The sequence below is a fragment of the Hydrogenophaga sp. 2FB genome (assembly GCF_005503365.1).
Lineage (GTDB): Bacteria > Pseudomonadota > Gammaproteobacteria > Burkholderiales > Burkholderiaceae_C > Hydrogenophaga.
The window spans coordinates 16226-37238 of the sequence record NZ_SCML01000043.1; the positions used below are offsets into that span (position 1 = coordinate 16226).

The 21013-nt window shown below is 60.9% G+C and carries 15 protein-coding genes and 1 pseudogene; 11 read left to right on the top strand and 5 right to left on the bottom strand.

Annotated features, from left to right (window positions below; all coding sequences use genetic code 11):
- Window positions 1-22 precede the first annotated feature (22 nt).
- The gene (locus FFS09_RS21830) at window positions 23-1207 is read right to left on the bottom strand and encodes a lipid-transfer protein (protein WP_137921018.1); all 1185 of its coding nucleotides are present in this window, start codon (window positions 1205-1207) and stop codon (window positions 23-25) included.
- A 49-nt stretch (window positions 1208-1256) separates the two neighbouring features.
- Window positions 1257-2396, bottom strand: coding sequence for an acyl-CoA dehydrogenase family protein (locus FFS09_RS21835; protein WP_137921019.1), 1140 nt, complete (start codon window positions 2394-2396; stop codon window positions 1257-1259).
- Between the two features lie 604 nt (window positions 2397-3000).
- Here FFS09_RS21835 and FFS09_RS21840 point away from each other — a divergent pair.
- Window positions 3001-8529: a site-specific integrase gene (locus FFS09_RS21840; protein ID WP_137921020.1), complete on the top strand. Its 5529-nt coding sequence runs from the start codon at window positions 3001-3003 to the stop codon at window positions 8527-8529.
- 27 nt (window positions 8530-8556) lie between these two features.
- On the opposite strand, the gene FFS09_RS21845 is transcribed toward FFS09_RS21840, so the two are convergent.
- The gene (locus FFS09_RS21845) at window positions 8557-9606 is read right to left on the bottom strand and encodes a hypothetical protein (protein WP_137921021.1); all 1050 of its coding nucleotides are present in this window, start codon (window positions 9604-9606) and stop codon (window positions 8557-8559) included.
- A gap of 362 nt (window positions 9607-9968) precedes the next feature.
- Between FFS09_RS21845 and FFS09_RS21850 the strand changes: the two genes are divergently transcribed.
- Window positions 9969-11152, top strand: a protein-coding gene (locus FFS09_RS21850) for an IS3 family transposase (protein ID WP_137921022.1) whose coding sequence is annotated in 2 segments (ribosomal slippage) — window positions 9969-10260 and window positions 10260-11152 — 1185 coding nt in all. Because the reading frame shifts where the segments join, the coding sequence is not laid out codon by codon here.
- Between the two features lie 261 nt (window positions 11153-11413).
- On the opposite strand, the gene FFS09_RS21855 is transcribed toward FFS09_RS21850, so the two are convergent.
- Window positions 11414-12445, bottom strand: a complete 1032-nt coding sequence (locus FFS09_RS21855) for an IS110 family RNA-guided transposase (protein WP_137921047.1) — start codon at window positions 12443-12445, stop codon at window positions 11414-11416.
- Between the two features lie 299 nt (window positions 12446-12744).
- Between FFS09_RS21855 and FFS09_RS21860 the strand changes: the two genes are divergently transcribed.
- The 9 genes from FFS09_RS21860 to FFS09_RS21900 all read left to right on the top strand — a co-directional run bounded on the left by FFS09_RS21860 (window position 12745) and on the right by FFS09_RS21900 (window position 20026).
- Window positions 12745-13302, top strand: a complete 558-nt coding sequence (locus FFS09_RS21860) for a tyrosine-type recombinase/integrase (RefSeq protein WP_289509314.1) — start codon at window positions 12745-12747, stop codon at window positions 13300-13302.
- A gap of 42 nt (window positions 13303-13344) precedes the next feature.
- Entirely contained in the window at window positions 13345-14079 is a 735-nt protein-coding gene (locus FFS09_RS21865; RefSeq protein ID WP_137921023.1) for a succinate dehydrogenase/fumarate reductase iron-sulfur subunit, read from the top strand.
- 1 nt (window position 14080) lies between these two features.
- Window positions 14081-14416, top strand: coding sequence for a succinate dehydrogenase/fumarate reductase transmembrane subunit (locus FFS09_RS21870; RefSeq protein ID WP_137921024.1), 336 nt, complete (start codon window positions 14081-14083; stop codon window positions 14414-14416).
- Entirely contained in the window at window positions 14413-14763 is a 351-nt protein-coding gene (locus FFS09_RS21875; protein WP_137921025.1) for a succinate dehydrogenase/fumarate reductase transmembrane subunit, read from the top strand. Before FFS09_RS21870 ends, FFS09_RS21875 begins: the two co-directional genes overlap by 4 nt.
- The gene (locus tag FFS09_RS21880) at window positions 14760-16508 is read left to right on the top strand and encodes an L-aspartate oxidase (protein ID WP_137921026.1); all 1749 of its coding nucleotides are present in this window, start codon (window positions 14760-14762) and stop codon (window positions 16506-16508) included. The genes FFS09_RS21875 and FFS09_RS21880 overlap by 4 nt, the downstream gene beginning before the upstream one ends.
- An 11-nt stretch (window positions 16509-16519) precedes the next feature.
- Entirely contained in the window at window positions 16520-17455 is a 936-nt protein-coding gene (locus FFS09_RS21885; RefSeq protein WP_137921027.1) for a fumarate hydratase, read from the top strand.
- The gene (locus tag FFS09_RS21890) at window positions 17449-18135 is read left to right on the top strand and encodes a fumarate hydratase C-terminal domain-containing protein (RefSeq protein WP_137921028.1); all 687 of its coding nucleotides are present in this window, start codon (window positions 17449-17451) and stop codon (window positions 18133-18135) included. Before FFS09_RS21885 ends, FFS09_RS21890 begins: the two co-directional genes overlap by 7 nt.
- 61 nt (window positions 18136-18196) lie before the next feature.
- Complete coding sequence (locus FFS09_RS21895; protein ID WP_137921029.1) at window positions 18197-19030, top strand: amidohydrolase family protein; 834 nt, start codon at window positions 18197-18199, stop codon at window positions 19028-19030.
- Between the two features lie 69 nt (window positions 19031-19099).
- Complete coding sequence (locus tag FFS09_RS21900) at window positions 19100-20026, top strand: LysR family transcriptional regulator (protein WP_137921030.1); 927 nt, start codon at window positions 19100-19102, stop codon at window positions 20024-20026.
- A gap of 293 nt (window positions 20027-20319) precedes the next feature.
- Here FFS09_RS21900 and FFS09_RS21905 read toward each other — a convergent pair.
- A pseudogene (locus FFS09_RS21905) lies at window positions 20320-20583 on the bottom strand (transposase); the annotation flags it as partial.
- Between the last annotated feature and the right edge of the window lie 430 nt (window positions 20584-21013).

The window sequence follows — 21013 nt, forward strand, 5'->3', positions numbered from 1 at the left end:
TGCTCCTTGAATGGGGTGGACATCAGTTCTTCTGGTAGACCGTGACGACGCAGGCGCCGCCCAGACCGAGGTTGTGCTGCAGCGCCACGCGGGCGTTCGGCACTTGCCGTTGTTCCGCGGTGCCGCGCAGCTGGTGCGTGAGTTCGTAGCACTGGGCCAGGCCGGTGGCGCCCAGCGGGTGGCCCTTGGACAGCAGGCCTCCCGAGGGGTTGGTCACGTAGCGGCCGCCGTAGGTGTTGTCGCCGTCGAGCACGAAGCGCTCGCCTTCGCCTTCCGCGCACAGGCCCAGGGCCTCGTAGGTCAGCAGTTCGTTGTGCGCAAAGCAGTCGTGCAGTTCGACCACGTCCACGTCCTGCGGGCCGATGCCGGCCTGTTCGTAAGCCGCCTTCGCGGCGGCCTGCGCCATGTCGAAGCCGACCACACGGATCGGGTCCATGCTCTCGAGCGTGCTCGGGAAATCGGTGGTGAGCGACTGGCCAGCGATCTTCACGTCGGTGCGCAGGCCGTGCTTTTTCGCAAAGGCCTCGGAGACCACGATCGCCGCGGCAGCACCGCAGGTGGGCGGGCAGGCCATGGAACGGGTCATGACGCCGGGCCACATCACCTTCTCGTTCATCACGTCTTCGGTGGTGACCACGTTGCGGAACACGGCCAGCGGGTTGTTGGCGGCGTGGCGGCTGGCCTTGGCGCGGATCGCGGCGAAGGTCTCCATCTTCGTGCCGTATTTCTTCATGTGGGCCTGGCCGGCGGCGCCGAAGGTGCGCAGCGCATTGGGCAGATCGACCTTGCCGATCGCCTGCTCGATCACCTTGGTGAATTCGTCGAGCGGGCCGGGACGGTCGTTCCATGGCGTGCTCAATGCGCCTGGACCCATCTCCTCGAAGCCGAAAGCCAATGCCACGTCGGCGACGCCGCTTTGCACGGCCTGGCGCGCCATGTAGAGCGCGGTGGAGCCGGTGGAACAGTTGTTGTTGACGTTGATCACCGGCACGCCCGTCATGCCGACCTTGTAGAGCGCCTTCTGGCCACAGGTCGAGGCGCCGTAGACATAACCGGCATAGGCCTGCTGCACCTTGTCGTAGTCGATGCCGGCATCGGCCAGCGCCTCGCGCACGGCTTGCGCGGCCATCTCGTCGTAGTGGGCGCTCGCGCCGGGTTTCTTGAACGGGATCATGCCGACCCCCGCGATGTAGACGTTTTGGCTCATGGCCAGCTCCTGGTGGTGTGGAATGGAAGACAAGGAAGAGGGAGAGGCGTCACAACTTGCGCGAGATCAGGTCGCGCATCACCTCGTTGGTGCCGCCATAGATGCGGTTCACGCGCATGTCGACGAAGGCGCGCGCGATGGGGTACTCCAGCATGTAGCCGTAGCCGCCGTGCAGCTGCACCATCTCGTCCAGGCATTTCCACAGCGTCTCGGTGGAATAGAGCTTGGCGATGGCCGCCTCTTCGGCGGTGAGCCCCCGGCCCATGTGTGCCGTCAGGTAGTAGTCGACCATGTTGCGCAGCGCCACGGCGTGGGCCTTCACATCGGCCAGCTTGAACTTGCTGTTCTGGAAGTCCCAGACCGTCTGGCTGAACGCCTTGCGGTCCTTCACATACTCCAGCGTCTGCTCGAGCAGGCGCTCGAGCTTGGTCGCGGCGTTGACGGCGATGAGGAAGCGCTCCTGCGGGAGTTCCTGCATCAGGTAGGCGAAGCCCTTGCCCTCTTCGCCCAGCAGGTTCGTCACCGGCACGCGCAGGTCGTCGAAGAACAGTTCGGCCGTGTCCTGTGCGTGCATGCCTACTTTCTCGAGCTTGCGGCCGCGCCGAAAGCCGGGCCGGTCGGTCTCCACGACGATCAGGCTCACGCCCTTGGCGCCGGCGGTGGGATCGGTCTTGACGACGAGCACCACGAGGTCGCACAGAAAGCCGTTGCTGATGAAGGTCTTGCTGCCGTTGATGACGTAGTGATCGCCATCGCGCACGGCGGTGGTGCGCAGCGCCTTGACATCGGAGCCGCCGCCGGGCTCCGTCATGCCCACGGCGAGAATCTTTTCGCCACGGCAGATCGACGGCAGCCACTGGTGCTTCTGCGCTTCGGTGCCCAGGCGGTTGATGTAGGGCGCGACGATGTCCGAATGCAGGCTGAACGAGAGGCCGCCCACGCCGCTGCGCGCGATCTCCTCGGAGATCACGGCCGAGTGCCCGAAGTCGCCGCCGCCACCACCGTACTCGGTCGGCAACATGGGGCACAGCAGGCCTTCGCTACCGGCTTTGCGCCAGACCTCGCGGCCGACCATGCCGTTGCGGTTCCACTCGTCCTGGTGCGGCACGCACTCGCGCTCCAGGAAGCGGCGCACCGTGGTGCGGAACTGTTCATGGTCTTCTCGATAGACGTTGCGCTCGACTTGCACGGTGAATGTCTCCTGTCGTTCTGGATGGACAGAAGGATGCAGCGCAAGGGGGTGGCATACCCCACCCCCGGTGAGTGGGGGTGCGTAAACCCTGAACGAACGGTGCACGGAGCCAGCAGCGGCTGGAGGAGCAGCCCGACACCCACATCGCTGCCGTGCGCGCGCGGTGGAACATGGAGCGGGGTATCTGAAACGAAAAGGCTGGTCTGCTGCGGCGCTGACCAAGGTACACCCGTCGAAGAGGACGCTGTACACCCGTTCCAGGTAACAAGACGATGGGGTTGCGGCCCAGAAACGACGAAGCCCTTGAAGATCAAGGGCTTGGGCGTTGGTGGTGCGGCTGGCGGGGATCGGCTTCGGAGTCTACTCACCTATGGACTACGACGTTGTGCCAAAACTCGCAAAAAATGATTATTAGACGTAAACTTGAGGAAAATCTCCCGATTAGATTACTAAAGTTATAGACTTTTAACGCTGACAGGGGCGCCTTGGCGCCTACTACTAATCAGCCTCGGGTATGACGACAACTCTCCCCTGGGCCTGACTTTTGACCTCTACATCGCTTCTCTCATCGGTTGAACAATGGGCAGATCGGCACGGCGTGTTGACCAAAGCCCTCGCTTTTAGAGAAACGATCGGCGCCCCAAGCGAGGCGATTTTTGCCGGCAGTCTTGCGTTCTTGGGCGACCCTGAAACCCTTGAAGTTCTTGATGACTGGGGAGTGGACTCCTTCATCCCTGCGGAGCTTGCCGAGCTATCAGTGGCCGCCCAGACGAGCCCCCCTCCGCACGCGGCCCTTGTCTCCAGGGGTCAGGTCAAGAAGGCGTATTCGGACGACTTTCGCAATGCTCCAGTGGCAGCAATGCTGGGCGCCCAGATACCTCGAGCCATCCAAGGCAGCACCAAAGACATTGCATGTCTTCGTCTTTATTTGCTCGTCAAGGCGGTCCAACAGCAGCCCACGAGCTCCATCCGCGAAGCGGCGAAATACGTGGTGCGCTTCTTAGAAGAGAGACCTGACTACCCTGACGGCGTTGCCTGGATCGCGCAAATGGCAGGTGCGAACCGTCACTTCGCGACGTATGAAACCGGGATACGGGAAGGAGCCAAAACCTTCAAGGCCGAAATACGGGCGGAGCAAGCGGCACATAAACGTCCCAGTGCAGGAACCAGATTTGCCAACCTCCTGCAGGCCATCTCGGAAGGAAAGGTGCAGCCCAATGCGCCGGCACCTTCCCCGATTGCCGTCCCCGTTAGCGAAGAATGGCGCTCCGCGCTTTCCGAGAATCTCGCAGGCGAATCCGACTTTCAAATACAAGAAACCATTGAGCTTGCGCCAGAGGATGATGAGGAAGAAGACCCACCCATTGAAATAGCCATATTGAATAAATCCCCGACGCCGGAACATCGGTTTCGGCTTGGCTTGGGGCTTCATTTGCAGACTCAAACCCAGCGCAACATGCTGGCATATTCCTGGGATCGACACCGACCCGACGAGCTTGAAAGTCAATCGCGGCTCATTGAGCGTTGGCTCGCGACCGATGACGTTCACCTTCAGCTATTGGCAGCAATTGCTTGCGTCGCAATCCCGTCGCGCAACAGCATTGAGGTCACTTGCAGCATGGCTTTGTCAAGCAGCCCCAGTGATTCCCGATGGGTGCTTGACGTGCAGCAAGGAAGGCTACTAAGGCAGCCAAACCGGCCCAGCCAACGATTTCGCGTTCAAAGCGCCGCGTTGCCCTGGGTCAGAGACCTTGCGACAGTAAACGAGCTGCGGTTGTCCGAGAGGCTGCATTCCATTCTCCTGAACGCTTTCCGGCGTAGCGCATCCAGGAATGCCGTCAAACACAAGCAAGAGGCACCCAGACTTGGAGACTTGTGGGAGGCCAGCGAGAGTCCCCAGGCCAAATTCGACAGACTGTGCGCGGCAGAACCCGGTCTGCAACGGGTCCGACATGGGATGTTGAAGGCCACAGCGGACCAACTGGTGTTCAACGCCACCGATGATGCCGTGTTCACCCGCATGCTGCTCACTCCCGACGACGCCATAAAGCCAGCCGCGGGGTCGTACGCTGCATGGACCGTGGCTGCCACAGATGCGGCGCTGGCCACCCTGGTCGTTGATCTTCAGCCTCCCCCTGGCGCTCCTCAAACCGACAACGGGCTTGGGAGCGAACTCGACCCAGACGACCGCATGATTCAAGTGGCGTTCGCCCAGGCAGCGACACACTTGGAGAATCTCTTTGAAGCCCAAGGGACGGCCGGCCGTGCCGCTTGGTGGGATCTGCACAACGCCATCACGATCTACAGCGTCGTCACCTTGTTGGCTTGCACCGGCGCACGTCCTGCCACGTCGATTTTTGAGTGCTTGCAAGATTTCGACCTCGACAGCGCCCACCCTCGCCTCTTCATCGATGACAAGGTCATTCTCGACACACGCATTGGGCGTTGGGGCCGGATCGTGCCGCTACCACCGCATGCGCTCGAGCTCATGCAAAAGCTCTACTTGCCGTACCTTCGTTGGTTGACCGATCGTATGCGTGAGCTCGGACAGGACAGCGAAGATTTCGCAAGCTTCGCGTGCGCGCTGGAGATGCACTTTGGCGACAGCAAAAGGTCGAGCGTCCCGCTGTTCTTTCTGCTCAAGCGGGCGCCAAAGCTGCATATCGTGGAGGTGAGCGAGCGTGAAATTGAAGCGTCGGGATGCTTTTCCTGGCCGCTTCCTTGCAACCTGTTCCGACATCGGCTCTCCACGCGGTTGCGCAGCAACGGCACCGCTGAAGAGTATGTGGCGGCTCAGATGGGACATTCGGAAGCGGGCACCGACGTCTATGGAAGCGTATCCCCACGATGCTGGACGGACGATGAGCAGCCCTGGAGGGAAGCACTTACAGCTGCCATGGATCCTTTGTCCATTCCCATCATCGACTTCCGGCTGCCCGCGCTGACACCCGCCGCTGTCGCCAGCAACTTCCAACGGTTTTTGGCTGTCGGCCGCTTCGGATCGGAGGCGCGACAACACGAAAGAGCATCCACGCAGCCTCGCGCCCAGTTCCAGGCGCTCGACGTGATCAAGGAGCGAATTGCCACGGCGTTAAATCAACCCGGGGTACCGAAGCTAGCCATTGCTCAAAGCGCCTTTCCCGAGACACTGACAGACGATCAAATCGGCTTCCTAAACCAGCAGAATTTTTGGACATCCCTCGGGCGATCAATGCTCGTGACAGTTTCGAACACCCCGCGCCCGAACCACTCGATATGGTTCCAAACCTATGAAGACTTCTGCGCGAAGCTCTTTCAGGATTCGTATGCACCGAAGCGCGACCGAATTCTTTTGCACAAACCGAAGACTGCAAGATTCGCCTTCTCAAGAGAATCTCTGCGCGCGAAGCGCAAGATTGTTGAGATGAAGAATCAGCTGGCCGATGTGTTCAACATTTTCCCCGTGTACAAACGCCCCCTCAGACTCAAGAGCGTCCTCAGCGCCCTCGACTTGGCGCTCACGAGCTTCGTCAGCGATCCGCTCCTACTTCTGCAAGTGGGCTCTGCCGAGTCCAAGGGGATTCAGACACACGTTCGCGATGGAGTCTTGTACTTTGCCAGGCACCCGAGCAGGGAGGAGAAGAATGCACCTGCCTTCGCGTGGCACTGTGTGCCCGCAAGAACTGCTCAAAGTTTGCTTGATGTGATGGCCTCGACGCGAAAGCTGGAAAACGCCAATGTTCCGAATGAACTTTCTGCCTTCGCGCGAAAAGCAGAGTCCGCGCTCGGGCTCGTCCCCGAAAGCTTGAAGGATTCCGATCAACTCATCAAGAAGATCGCCGACCTCGTGGATCATCACAATCGGCTCAAACTACCGGGAATCGCGGCGTCCGTCCGGAGAGGCGAAATTGCATCGTGGTCGCTAGATGCATACGCGTTGGCGAGGGCCGCCTTCGGGAAACAGGTTGACGCGCTCAAAGACGCGCGGCTCCGTGAGCCCGACCCCAACGTCGAAGCCGATGAGCTGGACACCAACTCAGCGTCCATCACCGCGCCAGCCGGTTGGCGCGGGGCGGAAGAATCCCTACTGAAGTTCGTGCGTTCAACCCTCGCAGAGTTCGAACGAGCAACCAAGGGAAAAAACTGGTCAGATCGCCAACGGTTGGTGGCCGCCACCAGCATTCAACGCGAGCTCTCTCTGGTGAAAGAATCGGTATCAAGCAGCGTGCAGCTACTGGTGAGCTGGGTTCTGCAGATGCTGCGCGAGAAAGGCCCAGCTGGAAAGATGCTGCGCTCGTCTTCGATCCGCACCTACATCGCCTTGCTCGCTCCGGCATTCCTGGACTATGGTCGCGGCGTCAACCTGCTCGAGGCGGATGAAGACGACATCGAAGACTTCTACTTTAGGGTCCTCACCCGGCCCGTGCAGAAAGTGAGCGGGCGGCAGGCCCATGAAGGCACAGGCAGACGCTTAGATGAACTCGCAGTTTTGGGAAGGCTACGTGAATTCCATCGCTTTCTCGAAAAAGTATATGGCGCGGAAAGCCCCGACTGGTCAGCCTTGGGAGAAGATCTGACGTCGAGCCAAGTGTCAGCCCAGATCATCACGCCTCAGGAGTACGAGATTGCGCTTGAAGCACTATGCCCGCCAGGAAGCAGCTTTGATCACGATGCTTACCTGGAAGCGCTTTTGCTGATTTTGGGCTATCGATTCGGGCTGCGAAGTGGAGAGGCGATCTCCATGGCTCGCCAAGATCTGGTGTCGATCAAAGGTGGATTTGTCGTTCTCGTGAGCGGAAAGCACAAGGCGCTCAAATCGAATGCCGGACGTAGGCAGGTACCACTTTTGGGAGAACTGACGCCACACGAAGCCGCCGTGGTCGAGGGCTGGACGCTTCATTGGGAGACACTGGATCTGCAAGCGAGTGCGCCGCTTTTTCCCTCCCCGATCAAGCCTCAGGAACCCACCAGGGTGCATGAGCACCGAATGCGTGTTGTCTCCGCATTGCGGATAGCCACGGCCTGTGATCGCGTCACGTTCCACCATGCCCGGCATTCGTTCGCATCGTTGATGTTCCTACGTCTCGTCGCTCCCGACCTCATTCCAGATTTCCCCGGGATGAACTCACGATGGATTTGGGGAGCGACGGAGGTCCAGAAGCAACTGCTCGGACGAGCAGGCGTCACACGACGGTCCCCCTGGGCACTGTCTTTGATGCTGGGCCATGGCCACCCGAGAACGACGCTCGTGAGCTACTGTCATTTCGCACATGAGCTGGCAAATGCTCGAGCGATGGAGAAGCAGAAGACCGACTTCTTACTGCCAGTGTCACGAAAATCCGAGGTCCTACTTCAACAGGCTCTGGATATCCTGGCGGCGCAGGCGCACCCAGCCTCCTCCTTTTGTATCGTGCGAAGACCCAAGCGCACGAACAGGACCCCGCAAGACGTTTTGCTGTTTCTGGAAACGCTATCGCTCGGGATGCGCCCCAGCCGCGCGGGGTGGCTTTGTGATTTCAAGCAAGCTGAAACGGAATTGATGATGGGCCTCCTGGCACATCTCACGCACGAGCCTGGGAAGATTCCGGCGGTCAACGACGACCCGGTTCGAGAGGACTCACGCCTTGGCCAAGTGATCAAGGGGCCGAACGCGCAGAGGTGGCTGGAGTTGCGCGACGTCTTCGCGAACAGGGAACTACCGCCGCTCGACGGACGTGATGCAATCTACCAGGTGGGCGGCCCCCTGCAAATCCTCTTGTGGCTCGAGGAGCATTTCGACACGCTCAAAGGCGTGATGGACGCGTTTGGATGGGAGCAGTCCGACCTTGAGATGTTCGTTCCACCATCTGGCGCTCAGACCAGTTCCGCTTTGGCGAAAGAATATGGTTGGCCACTATCGACCACCCAAACAGCGTCTGGGTCGAGGCGCACGCATGTTGATGTGGCGCGCTACCCCACCGTATCCAAGAGAACCAAGACCACCAATCGCGAGTTCGTCCCCATGTCCGAGCAAAAAGACCGCGTGGGCGTCAGCGTGAGGCAGAGCCCAGAAGATGACGCCAATGCCGCCGTGAGACGCCAGCCGGTTGGTCTACGGGAGCGCGCTGATTTGGTGCGGATCTGGCTCGCCATCCACCTGCGCTCCGAGTAAAACCGAGAAGGCATGAGACGTCCATTTTCAGACGGTCTCAATGGTCTCAAGGTGGTATTTCTTGGGCTCGCTGCCGCACGTTTCTTCGATCAGCCCAACACGCACTCGGACTAGGCCTGTTGAAGGATCTACCTGCTGAACGACCTTGTTGGCCGTCCTCGCATGGTGGGCCTGCAAGATCGCCTCACCAATGGTTCCGCCGTGAGCATCGTCCTTGTACCCGAGGCGGCACGTGACGCCGCCCTCTTCCTGAAGAAGCAACGTCAACGAGTAGTTAGCGAAGTTCACACCCGCCAACAGGGCCATTTGAGGCTCAAGCGTTCTTGTCACCTTGTCTGCCACTTTTCGCTGTGGCATCGATGACTTCGTCAGCAGTTCTTCATCTCCAAATCGGAGATTGAGATTCTCCATCTCCGTTGACTTGCTCATTTCACGCCCGAGCACTCGACCTTTGGTCACCACGGTCTGCAGAGTTTTCAACATATTGCCCGCATCCTCTGGGTCGCCGTGGAACAAAGCCAGCTTCTCGAGATGCGGGGGCAAAGCCATTGCAGCCGCGCTCAAGTGCGCAGCGTACCTCTCTTTTATTGAAGATCGGTCGCCGTCTTCCAAGGAAAAAGCCGAAATTTCGGAGGCAAACTTTTTCACAACGTCCGAGGACGTGGCTTCATACATCTCTTGCGAAATACCTTGAGCAAGTGCTTTGGCTTGAAGCACAGCGCTTGGCGGGAGTGCCCGCAAATCCAGGATTGCCCACAAAAGACCTTTGCCTTCTTTGTCTGAATCGATCCGGACAAGAAGCTCCATATCCTTCTTCACCTCCGGCGTGACTTTGGCACAGGCGCCGCGAATGCCCTCCATGAGCGAGACCACCGACCGCTTGTAGATAACCGTTGAATCTGCGTACATGACCGCAGTGCCATCACCTCTGAAGGTGCACGTGCATTTGAATGTCGATCCAATGGCGAGCATCATGCTGTGGTCGAAGTTTTCGTCATCTTCAAGAACCTTGATGTTCGCGGTCTGTAGCGACGCTGCGCTCTTCGCATCAGCGCCATCAAAACGTTCCTTTGCCATGCCTTGCTCCTTCATGTTGAAAAGACTTATGCCGCACGCCTGCACGGCACTCCATCCTTTTTTATCGGCACAACCCAGTAGTTCTTTAATATTCGCTTTTTTGTATATCTCTTACGCAGCTTTTGCCTGCAACAAACAACCAGAGAGCGCTTCACGAATGGCTGATCTGCCGTATTCGCCGAGCTTCAGATAGGACCGACCGCTCGAATCCCTTCCTCGTATGAACATGAACTACCTTGTATGGATGCCCCCCGGCTATGAGTAGTAACCCGCAATGCTTTGTGAAGAAGTCGGCTGCTTGACCTTGCCTCGATTTCACGTACAGCAAGAAGTTGATAACTTCAAAGGTACGGAGAATCGAGATGAAAGAAGGCAAGCTGCCCAAAAGGCAGTACACACAGGAATTCAAGGCCGAGGCTGTCAGGCTGGCGGCGTCGGTTGGCGGGCACGAGGCCGCACGTCGCCTTGGCGTGCCGGTGGCCACTCTGGGCAATTGGTCCAGACGGGGCATTGCAGCAACCGGCGTCGGCGGCGCGGTAGTGTCGCCCAGTGAGGCACCCACGCGGCGCCCGGTGAGCGAATTGGAAGCGGAGAACAGCCGCCTGCGCAGAGAACTGGCCGACGCGAAGCTGGATGTGGAAATCCTTCGAAAAGCGACGGCGTACTTCGCCAGGGGGTCGCGATGAAGTACGCCTGGATCGACGAGCATCGCGACCAGTACACCGTCAGCCGGCTGTGCCGCGTGCTGCAGGTGTCTCGCAGCGGCTACTGCCAATGGCGCGTGCGCCCGCCCAGTCCGAGCACACTGGCCAACCAGGCTCTGGACGCCAAGGTGGCCGCCATCCACGACGCCAGCCGTCAAAGCTATGGCCGCCCTCGAATCGTTCACAAGCTGCGCCAGCACGGCGAGGTCGTCAGCGCCGAGCGAGTGCGAAAGAGCCTGCGGCGCCAGGGCCTGCGACCGGTGTATAGAAGGCCGTTCGTGGTGACCACCGACTCGGCGCACCGCTTGCCGGTGGCACCGAATCTGCTGGATCGGCGCTTTGATGGCTGGCAGCGCGACCAGGCTTGGGTGGCGGACATCACGTACGTGCCCACCGGTGAGGGTTGGCTGTATCTGGCGGCCGTGATGGACCTGGCTGGTCGACGCATCGTCGGCTGGTCGATGTCCGAGACCATCGACGCCACGCTGGTGTGCACCGCCTTGAAATCGGCTTGGTGGCTGCGCAAACCGGCCAAGGGACTGCTCGTTCACACCGACCGCGGGTCGCAGTATGCAGGCTGGCGCTACCGGGCGCTGGCCGCCGAGCTGGGCATCACAATGTCCATGAGCAGGAAGGCCAACGCCTGGGACAACGCGCCGATGGAGAGCTTCTTCAAAACGCTGAAGGTCGAGCGCATCCATCAGGTACGCTACGGCACGCGGGAGCAGGCCAGGCTGGACATCGTCAATTGGATCGAAGGTTGGTACAACCGCCAACGCCTGCACTCGGCCAACGGCTTCCTGCCCCCAGTGACCTGGGAGAACACCCGATTGGCTGCATGACTTGATGTACGCGGAAACGAGGCAAGGTCAGCTACCTTGTATCCGGCCTGTGATGTGGATGCTGGGTTGCCCCTTGTCCACTGGCCCCGATGTAATCCGCTGACGAGCGCCTCATCTCCTAGTACGGGCTTTTGAAGTCCGGTAGTTCATCCAGGTTTAGCTCGTCCCGGTCTGACCTGTTCACATCACGCTGCTTCGTTGCTGCCTCATCGCCTTCAAAGGCTCACATCTCCTTTCTTGGATTGATGTTTGGCTATCAGTTCAAGCCGCAAGCGGCTTGCTACTCTGGTGGCCTCGTTGGTAGTCCTGCTGTCGGGCCGTGACGGCCCAGATCGTTCGCGCCATCTTGGCCGCCTGTGCCACGATCACAATGTTCGTCGGCCTCCTGGATTGAAGTTGTTCCAGCCATGGGCCGGGCTCTTTCGCATGTCTCAGTACCGCACGCGCACCGTGAATGAGCAAGGTGCGCAGGTAGGTGTCGCCCCGTTTGGAGATCCCCAGCAGATTCACCCTGCCACCTGTGCCCCGTTGCTTGGGCACCAGGCCCAGCCAGGCACAGAATTCGCGCCCCGACTTGAATGCCTTGGCTTCTCCCATCGTGGCGATGGCCGCCGTAGCCGAGAGCAGGCCCACTCCGGGTATCGCCGCCACACGCTTCATGTCCACGTCAATGCGCAGGACCTCAGCAAGCCGCACCTCGATGGCCTTAATGTCCATCGCCAGTTGCTTGATGCGCTGTGCCTGCTCGCGCAGGCTGTCGACGACATACTGCGGAATGCTGTTTGCAAGCGCCTCCAGCGCGAGCTCCAACTCGCCCAAAAGAGCTTTTTTGCCTCGTGCGAAGGTGGCTCCAAACTCATAGAGCAGGCCCCGCAACGCATTGATCTGCATGATCTTCATCCGCATCAACATCTCGCGCTGACGATGCAGGGTGAGCGTGGCTTGCTGCATCAGCGTTTTCACGCCCACGAATTTGGTGCCCGGCTGCTGGATCGCCAACCAGATGGCGCGTGCGTCCGTGGCGTCGGTCTTGTTGCCGTTCACGAACGGGCGCACGGCCTTGGCATGGATCAGCCGCACGGCATGACCCTGCGCCGTCAACTCACGGGCCCAGTGGTGCGCTCCGCCGCAGGCTTCTATGCCGATCAGGCACGGCGCACGGTTGGCGAAGTGCGTCAACACCTTGGCCCGCTTGAGCTGCACGTTGACGATCTCGCCTGTGCTCATATCCACGGTGTGAAGCTGGAACACATTCTTGGCGATGTCCAGCCCAATGACCTGGAGGCCGCCCATCTGGCCGATGATTTGCCCCGCGCTTTGTGCAGTACTACGATTCATGATGGCTCCTCGCTGGTGTTTGTGAAGACCTTGGTCTATCACGCTATGGGCACTTTGATGCCGTATCCAGTCGAGGATCCAGCTTGTCTAGCGGACAAGCCAAACTCCCACAACGGTCACGCGGTTCATCTCTGTACTCCTGCGGCGTTTGTGCTGCCCGTAGGCAGGGAGGCATCCATTACATCTTCTGGTAGTCCGAGTTTTCATCCGCCCCCCCCGGGTCAGTTTTCAGTGGAAGACAACAACTCGACGACATCGACTGGGTAGCGGGCACGGTTCGCATCAGCAAAAGCAAATCGCGACGCGCCGATGTGCTGCCGCACCTTACCGGCGCTGCCATTGCTGACTACGTGCGATCGGAACGACCGCAGACCACGAGCCGCCGGGTCTTCGTTCGGCACGTAGCGCCAGTAGATGAGCCAGTGGCCGCCGACGTCGTCAGGCGTCCCGTGCGCCAAGCGTATCGTCGCGCCGGGTTGCCGTACACCCGGGTGCACATTCTTCGCCACACGCTGGCCAGTCGGCTTCTCAACACCGGCGGCACGCTCAAGGAGGTCGCCGATGTGCTTCGCCATCGCGAGTTGGACACCTCACTCATCTACGCCAAGGTCGACTTCGGTCGGCTGGGCGCAGTGGCCAAGGAGCAGCGCGAGGGCAAGCTGATCGGCGCTGACAGCAAGGCGGTGAGTGCCGAACTGGCTTGCCAATCAACCAAGGCAAGCCAACTCATGAGCTCGGCTATGGGGTACGGACTCCAGGGAAAAGGTCAACTTAACTTATTTTTGGTTGCTTCCATTTCAGTTAACTTATAAACTTGCACCATCGATGAACTGCGCCATGCAAGGAGCCCGAAGATGGACAACAAATCAGAGACAGAACAGCGGATGCTCAAGGTCCGGATCAACCGCGGTCCGGGGTCGGGCGACTACGCTACGTACTCGGTGCCCTGGCGGGAAAACCAGACGGTGCTGGACGTGGTCACCGAGGTTCAAAGGACCCAGGAGCCGAATCTTTCATACCGTTTCGCATGCCGGGTGGGCGTCTGCGGTTCCTGCGCGATGACGGTCAACGGCAAGCCGCGCTGGACCTGCAGAACACACGTCAGCCGTGTGGAAGAAGACGGCGTCATCGTGATCGAGCCCTTGCGCAACATGCCGCACATCAAAGACCTCGTCGTCGACATGGCGGAGTTTTTTGGCAAGTGGAAGAAGGCGGGCAGTACCTTTGTCGGGACCGCCACCCGCAATGATCCGCCCGCACAGGTCATGCCGCAAAGCCGCAAGCGCAAGATGGCAGACGCGGCCATTGAATGCATTAACTGCGGCGTGTGTTATGCAGCTTGTGACGTGGTTTCCTGGGACAAGGAATACCTCGGGCCGGCGGCGTTGAACCGGGCCTGGACCTTGTTCAACGACGAGCGCCACGCGGACCCGACCGACGTGCTGCGAAAAGCCACCTCCGGAAGCGGCTGCAATTCATGCCACAGCCAGGGCAGCTGCATGACCCACTGCCCGGTCGAACTCAGCCCGACAGGCTCGATCGCGGGGCTCAAGAAGAACGCCCTCACGCTGTTCCTCAAGGGAGGCTGAGATGGAGCAGAAACTGTTCGCGCTCCAGCGCCTCACCGCGATGATCATGGCGCCGTTCGTCCTGATCCACGTCGGTCTGATCGTGTATGCCGTTCAGGGGGGCCTGACCGCCGGCGAGATCCTGTCGCGCACGCAAGGCAGCTTGGGCTGGATCACCTTCTACACCCTGTTCGTCGTCAGCGTCGCCATACACGTCCCGATCGGCGTGCGCAACATCCTCATCGAATGGGCCAAGTTGACCCGCACGACTGCGGGCATCGTCAGCGCCGTGTTCTCCGCGTTGCTGCTGTTCATGGGCCTGCGGGCGGTGGTGGCGGTCGGAGGGCTGCTCTCATGAAGTCGCCGAGAAATCACAAGGCTTACTGGGCGTTTCTGGGCCACCGCCTGTCCGGGCTCGCGCTGGGCATCTTCCTGCCAGCCCATTTCTACGTCCTCGGATTGGCGCTCGAGCAATCCCAACGGCTCGATGGCTTCTTGAAGCTGGCCGAGATGGGCGCCTTCAAGTTCGGCGAGTGGGGCCTGGTCATTTTGCTGTCCATCCACATGTGCTTCGGTCTGCGGCTTCTGGCCATGGAACTGCTGCCCTGGAGCACCACACGCGACGCTCGACTGTCCTGGATCACATGGGGCGGGATCGTTTCGTTCGTCATCGGTTTGGTATTCGTCGCGAGAGTCGTCCAATGAACGTCAGTCACCACAAAACAGACATCTTGATCCTGGGCACCGGTGGCGCTGGCCTATTCGCGGCATTGCACGCCAAGAAGGCAAACCCTGCGCTCAAGGTCAGCGTCGCGGTCAAGGGGCTGCTCGGGAAATGCGGCTGCACCCGCATGGTCCAGGGCGGCTACAACGTGGCCTTGTCGGCAGGCGACTCGGTCGAGCGGCATTTCATGGACACCATCGAAGGCGGCAAGTGGCTGCCGCGACAGGACCTCGCGTGGCGCCTGGTCGAAGGTGCGGTGGAACGGGTGCGCGAACTCGAGAACGAGATCGGTTGCTTCTTCGATCGCAACCCCGACGGCACGCTGCACCAGAAGGCGTTCGCGGGCCAGAGCTTTGACCGCACCGTTCACAAAGCGGATTTGACCGGCATCGAAATCATCAACCGCTTGATGGAGCAGGTGCGCGCCCTGGACGTGGAAGAGCTCGAAGAGCACCGTGCGATCGAACTGATCCCGGCCGCGGATGGATCGGGCATTGCGGGCGTTCTGTTCATCGACATGCGGACGGGCGAATACCGCGTCGTCCAGGCGAAGGCGGTGCTGTTGGCCACCGGGGCCGGCCCGACGATGTACCGGTACCACACACCGTCCGGCGACAAGACCTGCGACGGTCTCGCCATGGCGATGCGCTACGGGCTGAAGCTCCGGGACATGGAGATGGTGCAGTTCCATCCCACCGGCCTCCTGGGCGGCCCCGACACCCGCATGACCGGCACCGTGCTCGAAGAAGGATTGCGCGGCGCGGGCGGGTATCTCGTCAACGGCGACGGCGAGCGCTTCATGACGAACTACGACGCGCGCGGCGAGCGGGCCACGCGCGACGTGGTGAGCCGCGGCATCTACGCCGAAATGCGCGCGGGCCGCACGGGCCCCATGGGCGGCGTCTACATCCAGATGAGCCACCTCGGGCCGGAGAAGGTCGCCAAGACCTTCCCCGGGATGGTCAACCGCTGCAAGGACTGCGGCTTCGACCTGGCCGGCGGACGGGTTGAGGTGGTGCCGACCGCGCACTACCTGATGGGCGGGGTCGAATTCAACGTGGACTGCTCGACCGCGTCACCCGGCTTGTTTGCCGCGGGCGAAGACTGCGGTGGGGTGCATGGAGCAAACCGCCTGGGGGGCAACGGCGTCGCCAACTCAACGGTGTTTGGCGGCATCGCCGGCGATTCGATGGCCGAGTACGCTTCGCGCGTGACGCACTGGCGAGACCTGGACAACCGCGTGATCCAGCAAGGCATAGAACGCGCCGAGTACCCATTCTCCCGCCCGGCTGGGGCCATCCATGAGCTGCGCGACGCGCTATCGCGAACCATGTGGGACGACGTCGGCGTGCTGCGCCAGCGCGAGGCGATGGAACGCGGCCTGACATCCGTGGCCCGTCACCGAACCGACCTGCGCGCCATCGGGGTCGCCGACAGCGACCGGCGCTACAACCTCACCTGGCACGACTGGCTCAATCTCGAAAGCCTGGTCGACATGTCAAAAGTGATCACGGTCTCCGCGCTTGCGCGAGAGAACAGCCGCGGCGCGCATTTCCGCGAGGACTTCCCGGAGCCCGGCGATCTCGAGACCAGTTACTACACCCGCGTGTCCGCGAATGGCGATCAGATTGACCTGGAGATGGTGCCCGTGTCATTCGACATCGTGCGGCCCGGCACCTCTCTCATCACCGACGAAGCGGGCCAGCCACCCAAAACCCCAGCGTAAGGATTCCCACGATGAAGATACCCATCCACAAAGTCGGCGAAGCCGCCCTGGAGATCATGCGGCGAGCCGCGATCGAGATTCCGGTCGACTACAAGAACGGCATCAAGGAAGCGCAGAAGAAGGAGACCGGCAAACTGCCGCGCTTCGTCATCCACGCCATGCAGGACAACTGGGAGGCGGCCAACGAAGACCGACGTCCCATGTGTGCGGACACCGGCCTGCCGCGGTACTACGTCAAGGTCGGCAACGAAGCCTCGGTGGAATCGGGATTCGTCGCGGTCGAACATGCGCTGCGCAAGGCCACGTCCGATGCGACGCAGCTGGTGCCTTTGCGTCCGAACCGGGTGCATCCCCTCTGGCGCACGGACCACAACAACAACGTCGGCATCAACGCGCCCGAGATCGAGTATTCGTTCGAGCCCGACGCCAACTGGATCGACATCACCACCGTTCACAAGGGTGGCCTGTTCGGCACCGATTACCGCATGCTGTTTCCAGGCGATGGCATCGACGGCATCAAGCGATTCGTGCTCGACACATTGATCGCGTTCGGCAAACGCGGCCTGGCCTGCCAGCCCGCGATCGTCGGCATCGGTCTCGGCGGGTCCAAAGACACCTGCATGCAGCTCGGCAAACAAGCCGCCTGCCTGCGCGTGGTCGGCGACCGAAACCCCGATCCGAAGATCGCCGCATTGGAGCTGGAGCTCAAGCAGCTGGGCAACTCGATCGGCATGGGCGCCATGGGCTTCGTCGGCTCCTCCATGGTGGTCGACTGCCACATCGAGGTCGGCTACACGCACACGGGCGGCATGCCGATCAGCATCCACACGTTCTGCCTCTCGTCACGCCGCGCCACGGCGCGCATCCATCCGAACGGCGAGATCGAATACCGCACGGATCCTCTGTGGTTCACCCCTTACATGCGTCGGGAGACAGTCGAATGGTAGACAACAACGAATCCGATGAAATCAAGGTATTTCATCTCAACCTGCCCGCGACGACGGAAGACATCTCCAAGCTCGAGCTAGGTTCCGCGGTCTACCTCACCGGCGTGGTCTACACGGCGCGTGAAGGTGTCTACAAGAAGGTGCTCGAGAACGGCGTGCCCCTGCCGCTGGATCTGCGATCCATCAGCAACGTCAACTTCCATTGCTCGCCAGCGGCGGCGCCCAACGACGAGGGCGGCTACAACGTCGGCGCGGTGACTGCCACCGCCAGCTTTCGCTTCTCGAAGTGGATTCCGGGCTGGCTCGAGCGCACGGGTGCACGGATCCTGATCGGCAAGGGCGGCATGCCGGCGGAAGACTACAAGAAGATCCTGGCGCCCAGCGGTGCCATCTACCTCACCACCGTGGGGTATGGCACGGGTGCCTTGCTGGGGCGCGGCATCAAGCGCGTGCGCGACGTGTTCTGGCTCGACGAGCTGGGCATCGCGCAAGCGATGTGGGTGTTCGACGTCGAGAAATTCGGGCCGTTCATTGTCGAAAGCGATCTGCAGGGCAACTCGCTGTTCGCGCAACACGGCGAGGTGATCAACGCCGGGATCGAGAAGCTGTATGCCGGCCTCAAGCCGCCCGCGCTGCATCGATACGGCGAGACAGATGACCGCCGCCACGAGGTGATGTAGACCGCCCACGCATCCCCTCCACGCACACGCACTCTCAGCAAGCCCACTTCAGGACCCTCCCATGATCATTGACTTTCGCATCCGCCCACCCGTCGGCGGGTTCCGCGACACCCTGATGTACGCAGCAGGGGAACGCCGCGACGGATTCACCCGGACCGTCGGCTTCACACCTTCCATCGCGGCGCAGAAGCAGTCCATGGACCTGCTGCTCCAGGAGATGGACCAGGCCAAGGTCGACTGCGGGGTCGTCGTGGGTCGTCTGGCCGGTACCTTGGGCAGCGTGCCGAACGAGGACGTGCAGCGGATCGTTCAGGAGCACCCGAATCGATTCATTGGCGCGGCGTCCATCGATCCCACGTCGAGGGTCGGCGCATGCCAGACGATCGACAACGCGCTGGCGGCGGGCTTCAAGCTGATCAACATCGAGCCGGGCTCCTATCCCATCCCCATGTATGCGGACGACCGGCGCCTGTACCCGATCTACGCCCACTGCGAAGACCGCAAGGTCCCGGTGATCATGATGGTGGGCGGCACGGCGGGCCCGGACTTGAGCTACTCGGATCCCATCCGTACAGACCGTGTGCTGGCCGACTTCCCGAACCTCAAGGTGGTGGTCGCCCATGGCGGCTGGCCCTGGGTCACCGAGATCCTGCACATCGCGTTTCGCCGCTCGAACATGTACCTGTCACCCGACATGTACTTCTCGCGCATGCCGGGTTGGGAACAGTACGTCAGCGCGGCCGACACCTTTCTATCGGACCGCATGCTCTACGCCAGCTCCTTCCCGTTCTGCCCCGTCAAGGACTACAAGGACTGGTTCGAGACCCTGCCGATCAAACCCGAGAACCTGGCCAAGGTGATGGGCGGGAACGCCCGGAAGTTGCTGGGCATCTGACCGCTCTGCGTGATCCAAAGGCAAAGACGATACGCTCACGGCTGCTGAAACAAACACACGCAGACCGCCATGGACGTCAAGACCCTCTACACCCTCATCACCATCGCCGACCGTGGCAGCTTTGCCGAGGCTGCGGCGGCGCTGGGCCTGTCGCTGCCCGCGGTCAGCATGCAGATGCGCGGGCTGGAAGAAGAACTCGGCACCTCGCTGTTCGACCGCAGCCGGCGCCCGCCGGTGCTGACAGACTCTGGCCTGGTGCTCACGCACCGCGCCCGAGAGCTGATCGCCCATTGGGAGAGCATGAGCGAATCGCTCAAGCGAGACGCGTCGGGTGGTTTGCTGAAGCTGGGCGCGGTGCATACCTGTGTCTCCGGTGTCCTCCCGCTGGCTCTGAAGCACATGCAGCAGATGGGACACCGGGTGGACATCCACCTGACCACAGGCCTGAGCCACGAGCTCGAGCAAGCGGTGTTTCACCGCCAGCTGGACGCGGCCATCGTCACGGAACCCGGCACGCCGCGCGAAGACCTGGAGTTCTTCCCTTTCATCGATGAATCGCTGATGGTGATCACCCACCAGAGCACCGACGCCGGCACCGATCAACAGGTGCTTGAGCAGACGCCCTATATCCGGTTCAACCGATCCGCACGCGTGGGCAGCCTGATTCAGCAGGAGCTCGTCCGCCGCAACATCGCAGTGCGGTCGGTCATGGAGATCGATACCCTGGAAGGTGTGGTGGCGATGGTCGCCCACGGCCTCGGTTCTTCGATCATCCCCTCGAGAGCGGTTGACGGTGAGTTTCCCCCATCCATCCGCGCCGTTCCGTTTGGCAACCCACCGCTGACGCGCCGACTGGGTGTCCTGGTGCCGCGAAACAATCCGCGCGCGCATCTGTCCCGCTTTCTGATCGACGCCCTTAAGGCCGTCTCAGTGAGGCCCGCGCCCACGAAGGCGAGAGAACTCACCTTGCCCCTGGAATCCGTACCCCATAGCTGAACTCATGAGTTGGCTTGCCGTGGTTGATTCGCAAGCCAATCCTGCTCGAACTGCATCGGGCTGACGTAGGCCAGCATCGAATGCAGCCGAGCGCGGTTGTACCAGAGCAACCAACCGCAGCGCGTACGCGATCTGCTCCTCGGAAAATCTCGATCTTTTCATTGCTTCTCCTTGCACCCCTTCGGGCATGCCGGAAAGCAACCGTACCTCTAATTTTGAAAAATCCGGAATTCAGGGGAGACGTCAGGCCTTATCTATAACCATATGGGGCGTGGCAAGCCGCGTGGGAGGTTTTCCAGAATGTCGCGCTCCATCGTCACCCGGGCCAGCTCCGCGCGCAGTCGGCTGATCTCCATCTGCTCGGCGCTGATGGGACTGCTCTCAGCACCTGTGAGCTTGCCTTCGTGCTGCGCCTTGACCCAGTTGAACAAGGTCTGCTCGACCACGCCCAATGTGCGCGCCGCCGCCGCAATACTCTGGCCACCCTCGACCAACCGCACCGCTTCCCGCTTGAACTCCAGCGTGTAGCGCGCTCTCGTCATCTTCGTCATTTCCATTCTCCTTGCCTGAATTGAAACACTCAGAAAGGGGTACGTTTTTCGGAGGCAAGGTCACAGCTTGGTCAAAGGCAAGGCCTTTGACCAAGCCAGATGGAATGCCACGGAAGCAGCCCTCGCATGAAGCTACCAGCGAAACATTAAACAACCTAAACGCACAGGAATCGTTTTGAAGGAGAGCATGCAAGAAGCGATGTGATGGGCCAACAGGTTAAACCGGGGTAGAGTCATTCCGATAGTCGTCCAGAGCTGATAGCTCGCAAATCAGGTAGGAACCATATCCGCGAATGCCATCCAGGCCCGCTGGCAATCAGCCATCACGAACAGGCCGAATTTAAGACTGCAAACCCTTTGAACCTTCACGCCGTCGAAGCTTGCTTTCCGGGAGACGCCCATGAAGGGCCGACTACTTCACGTCGGGCGATGATAT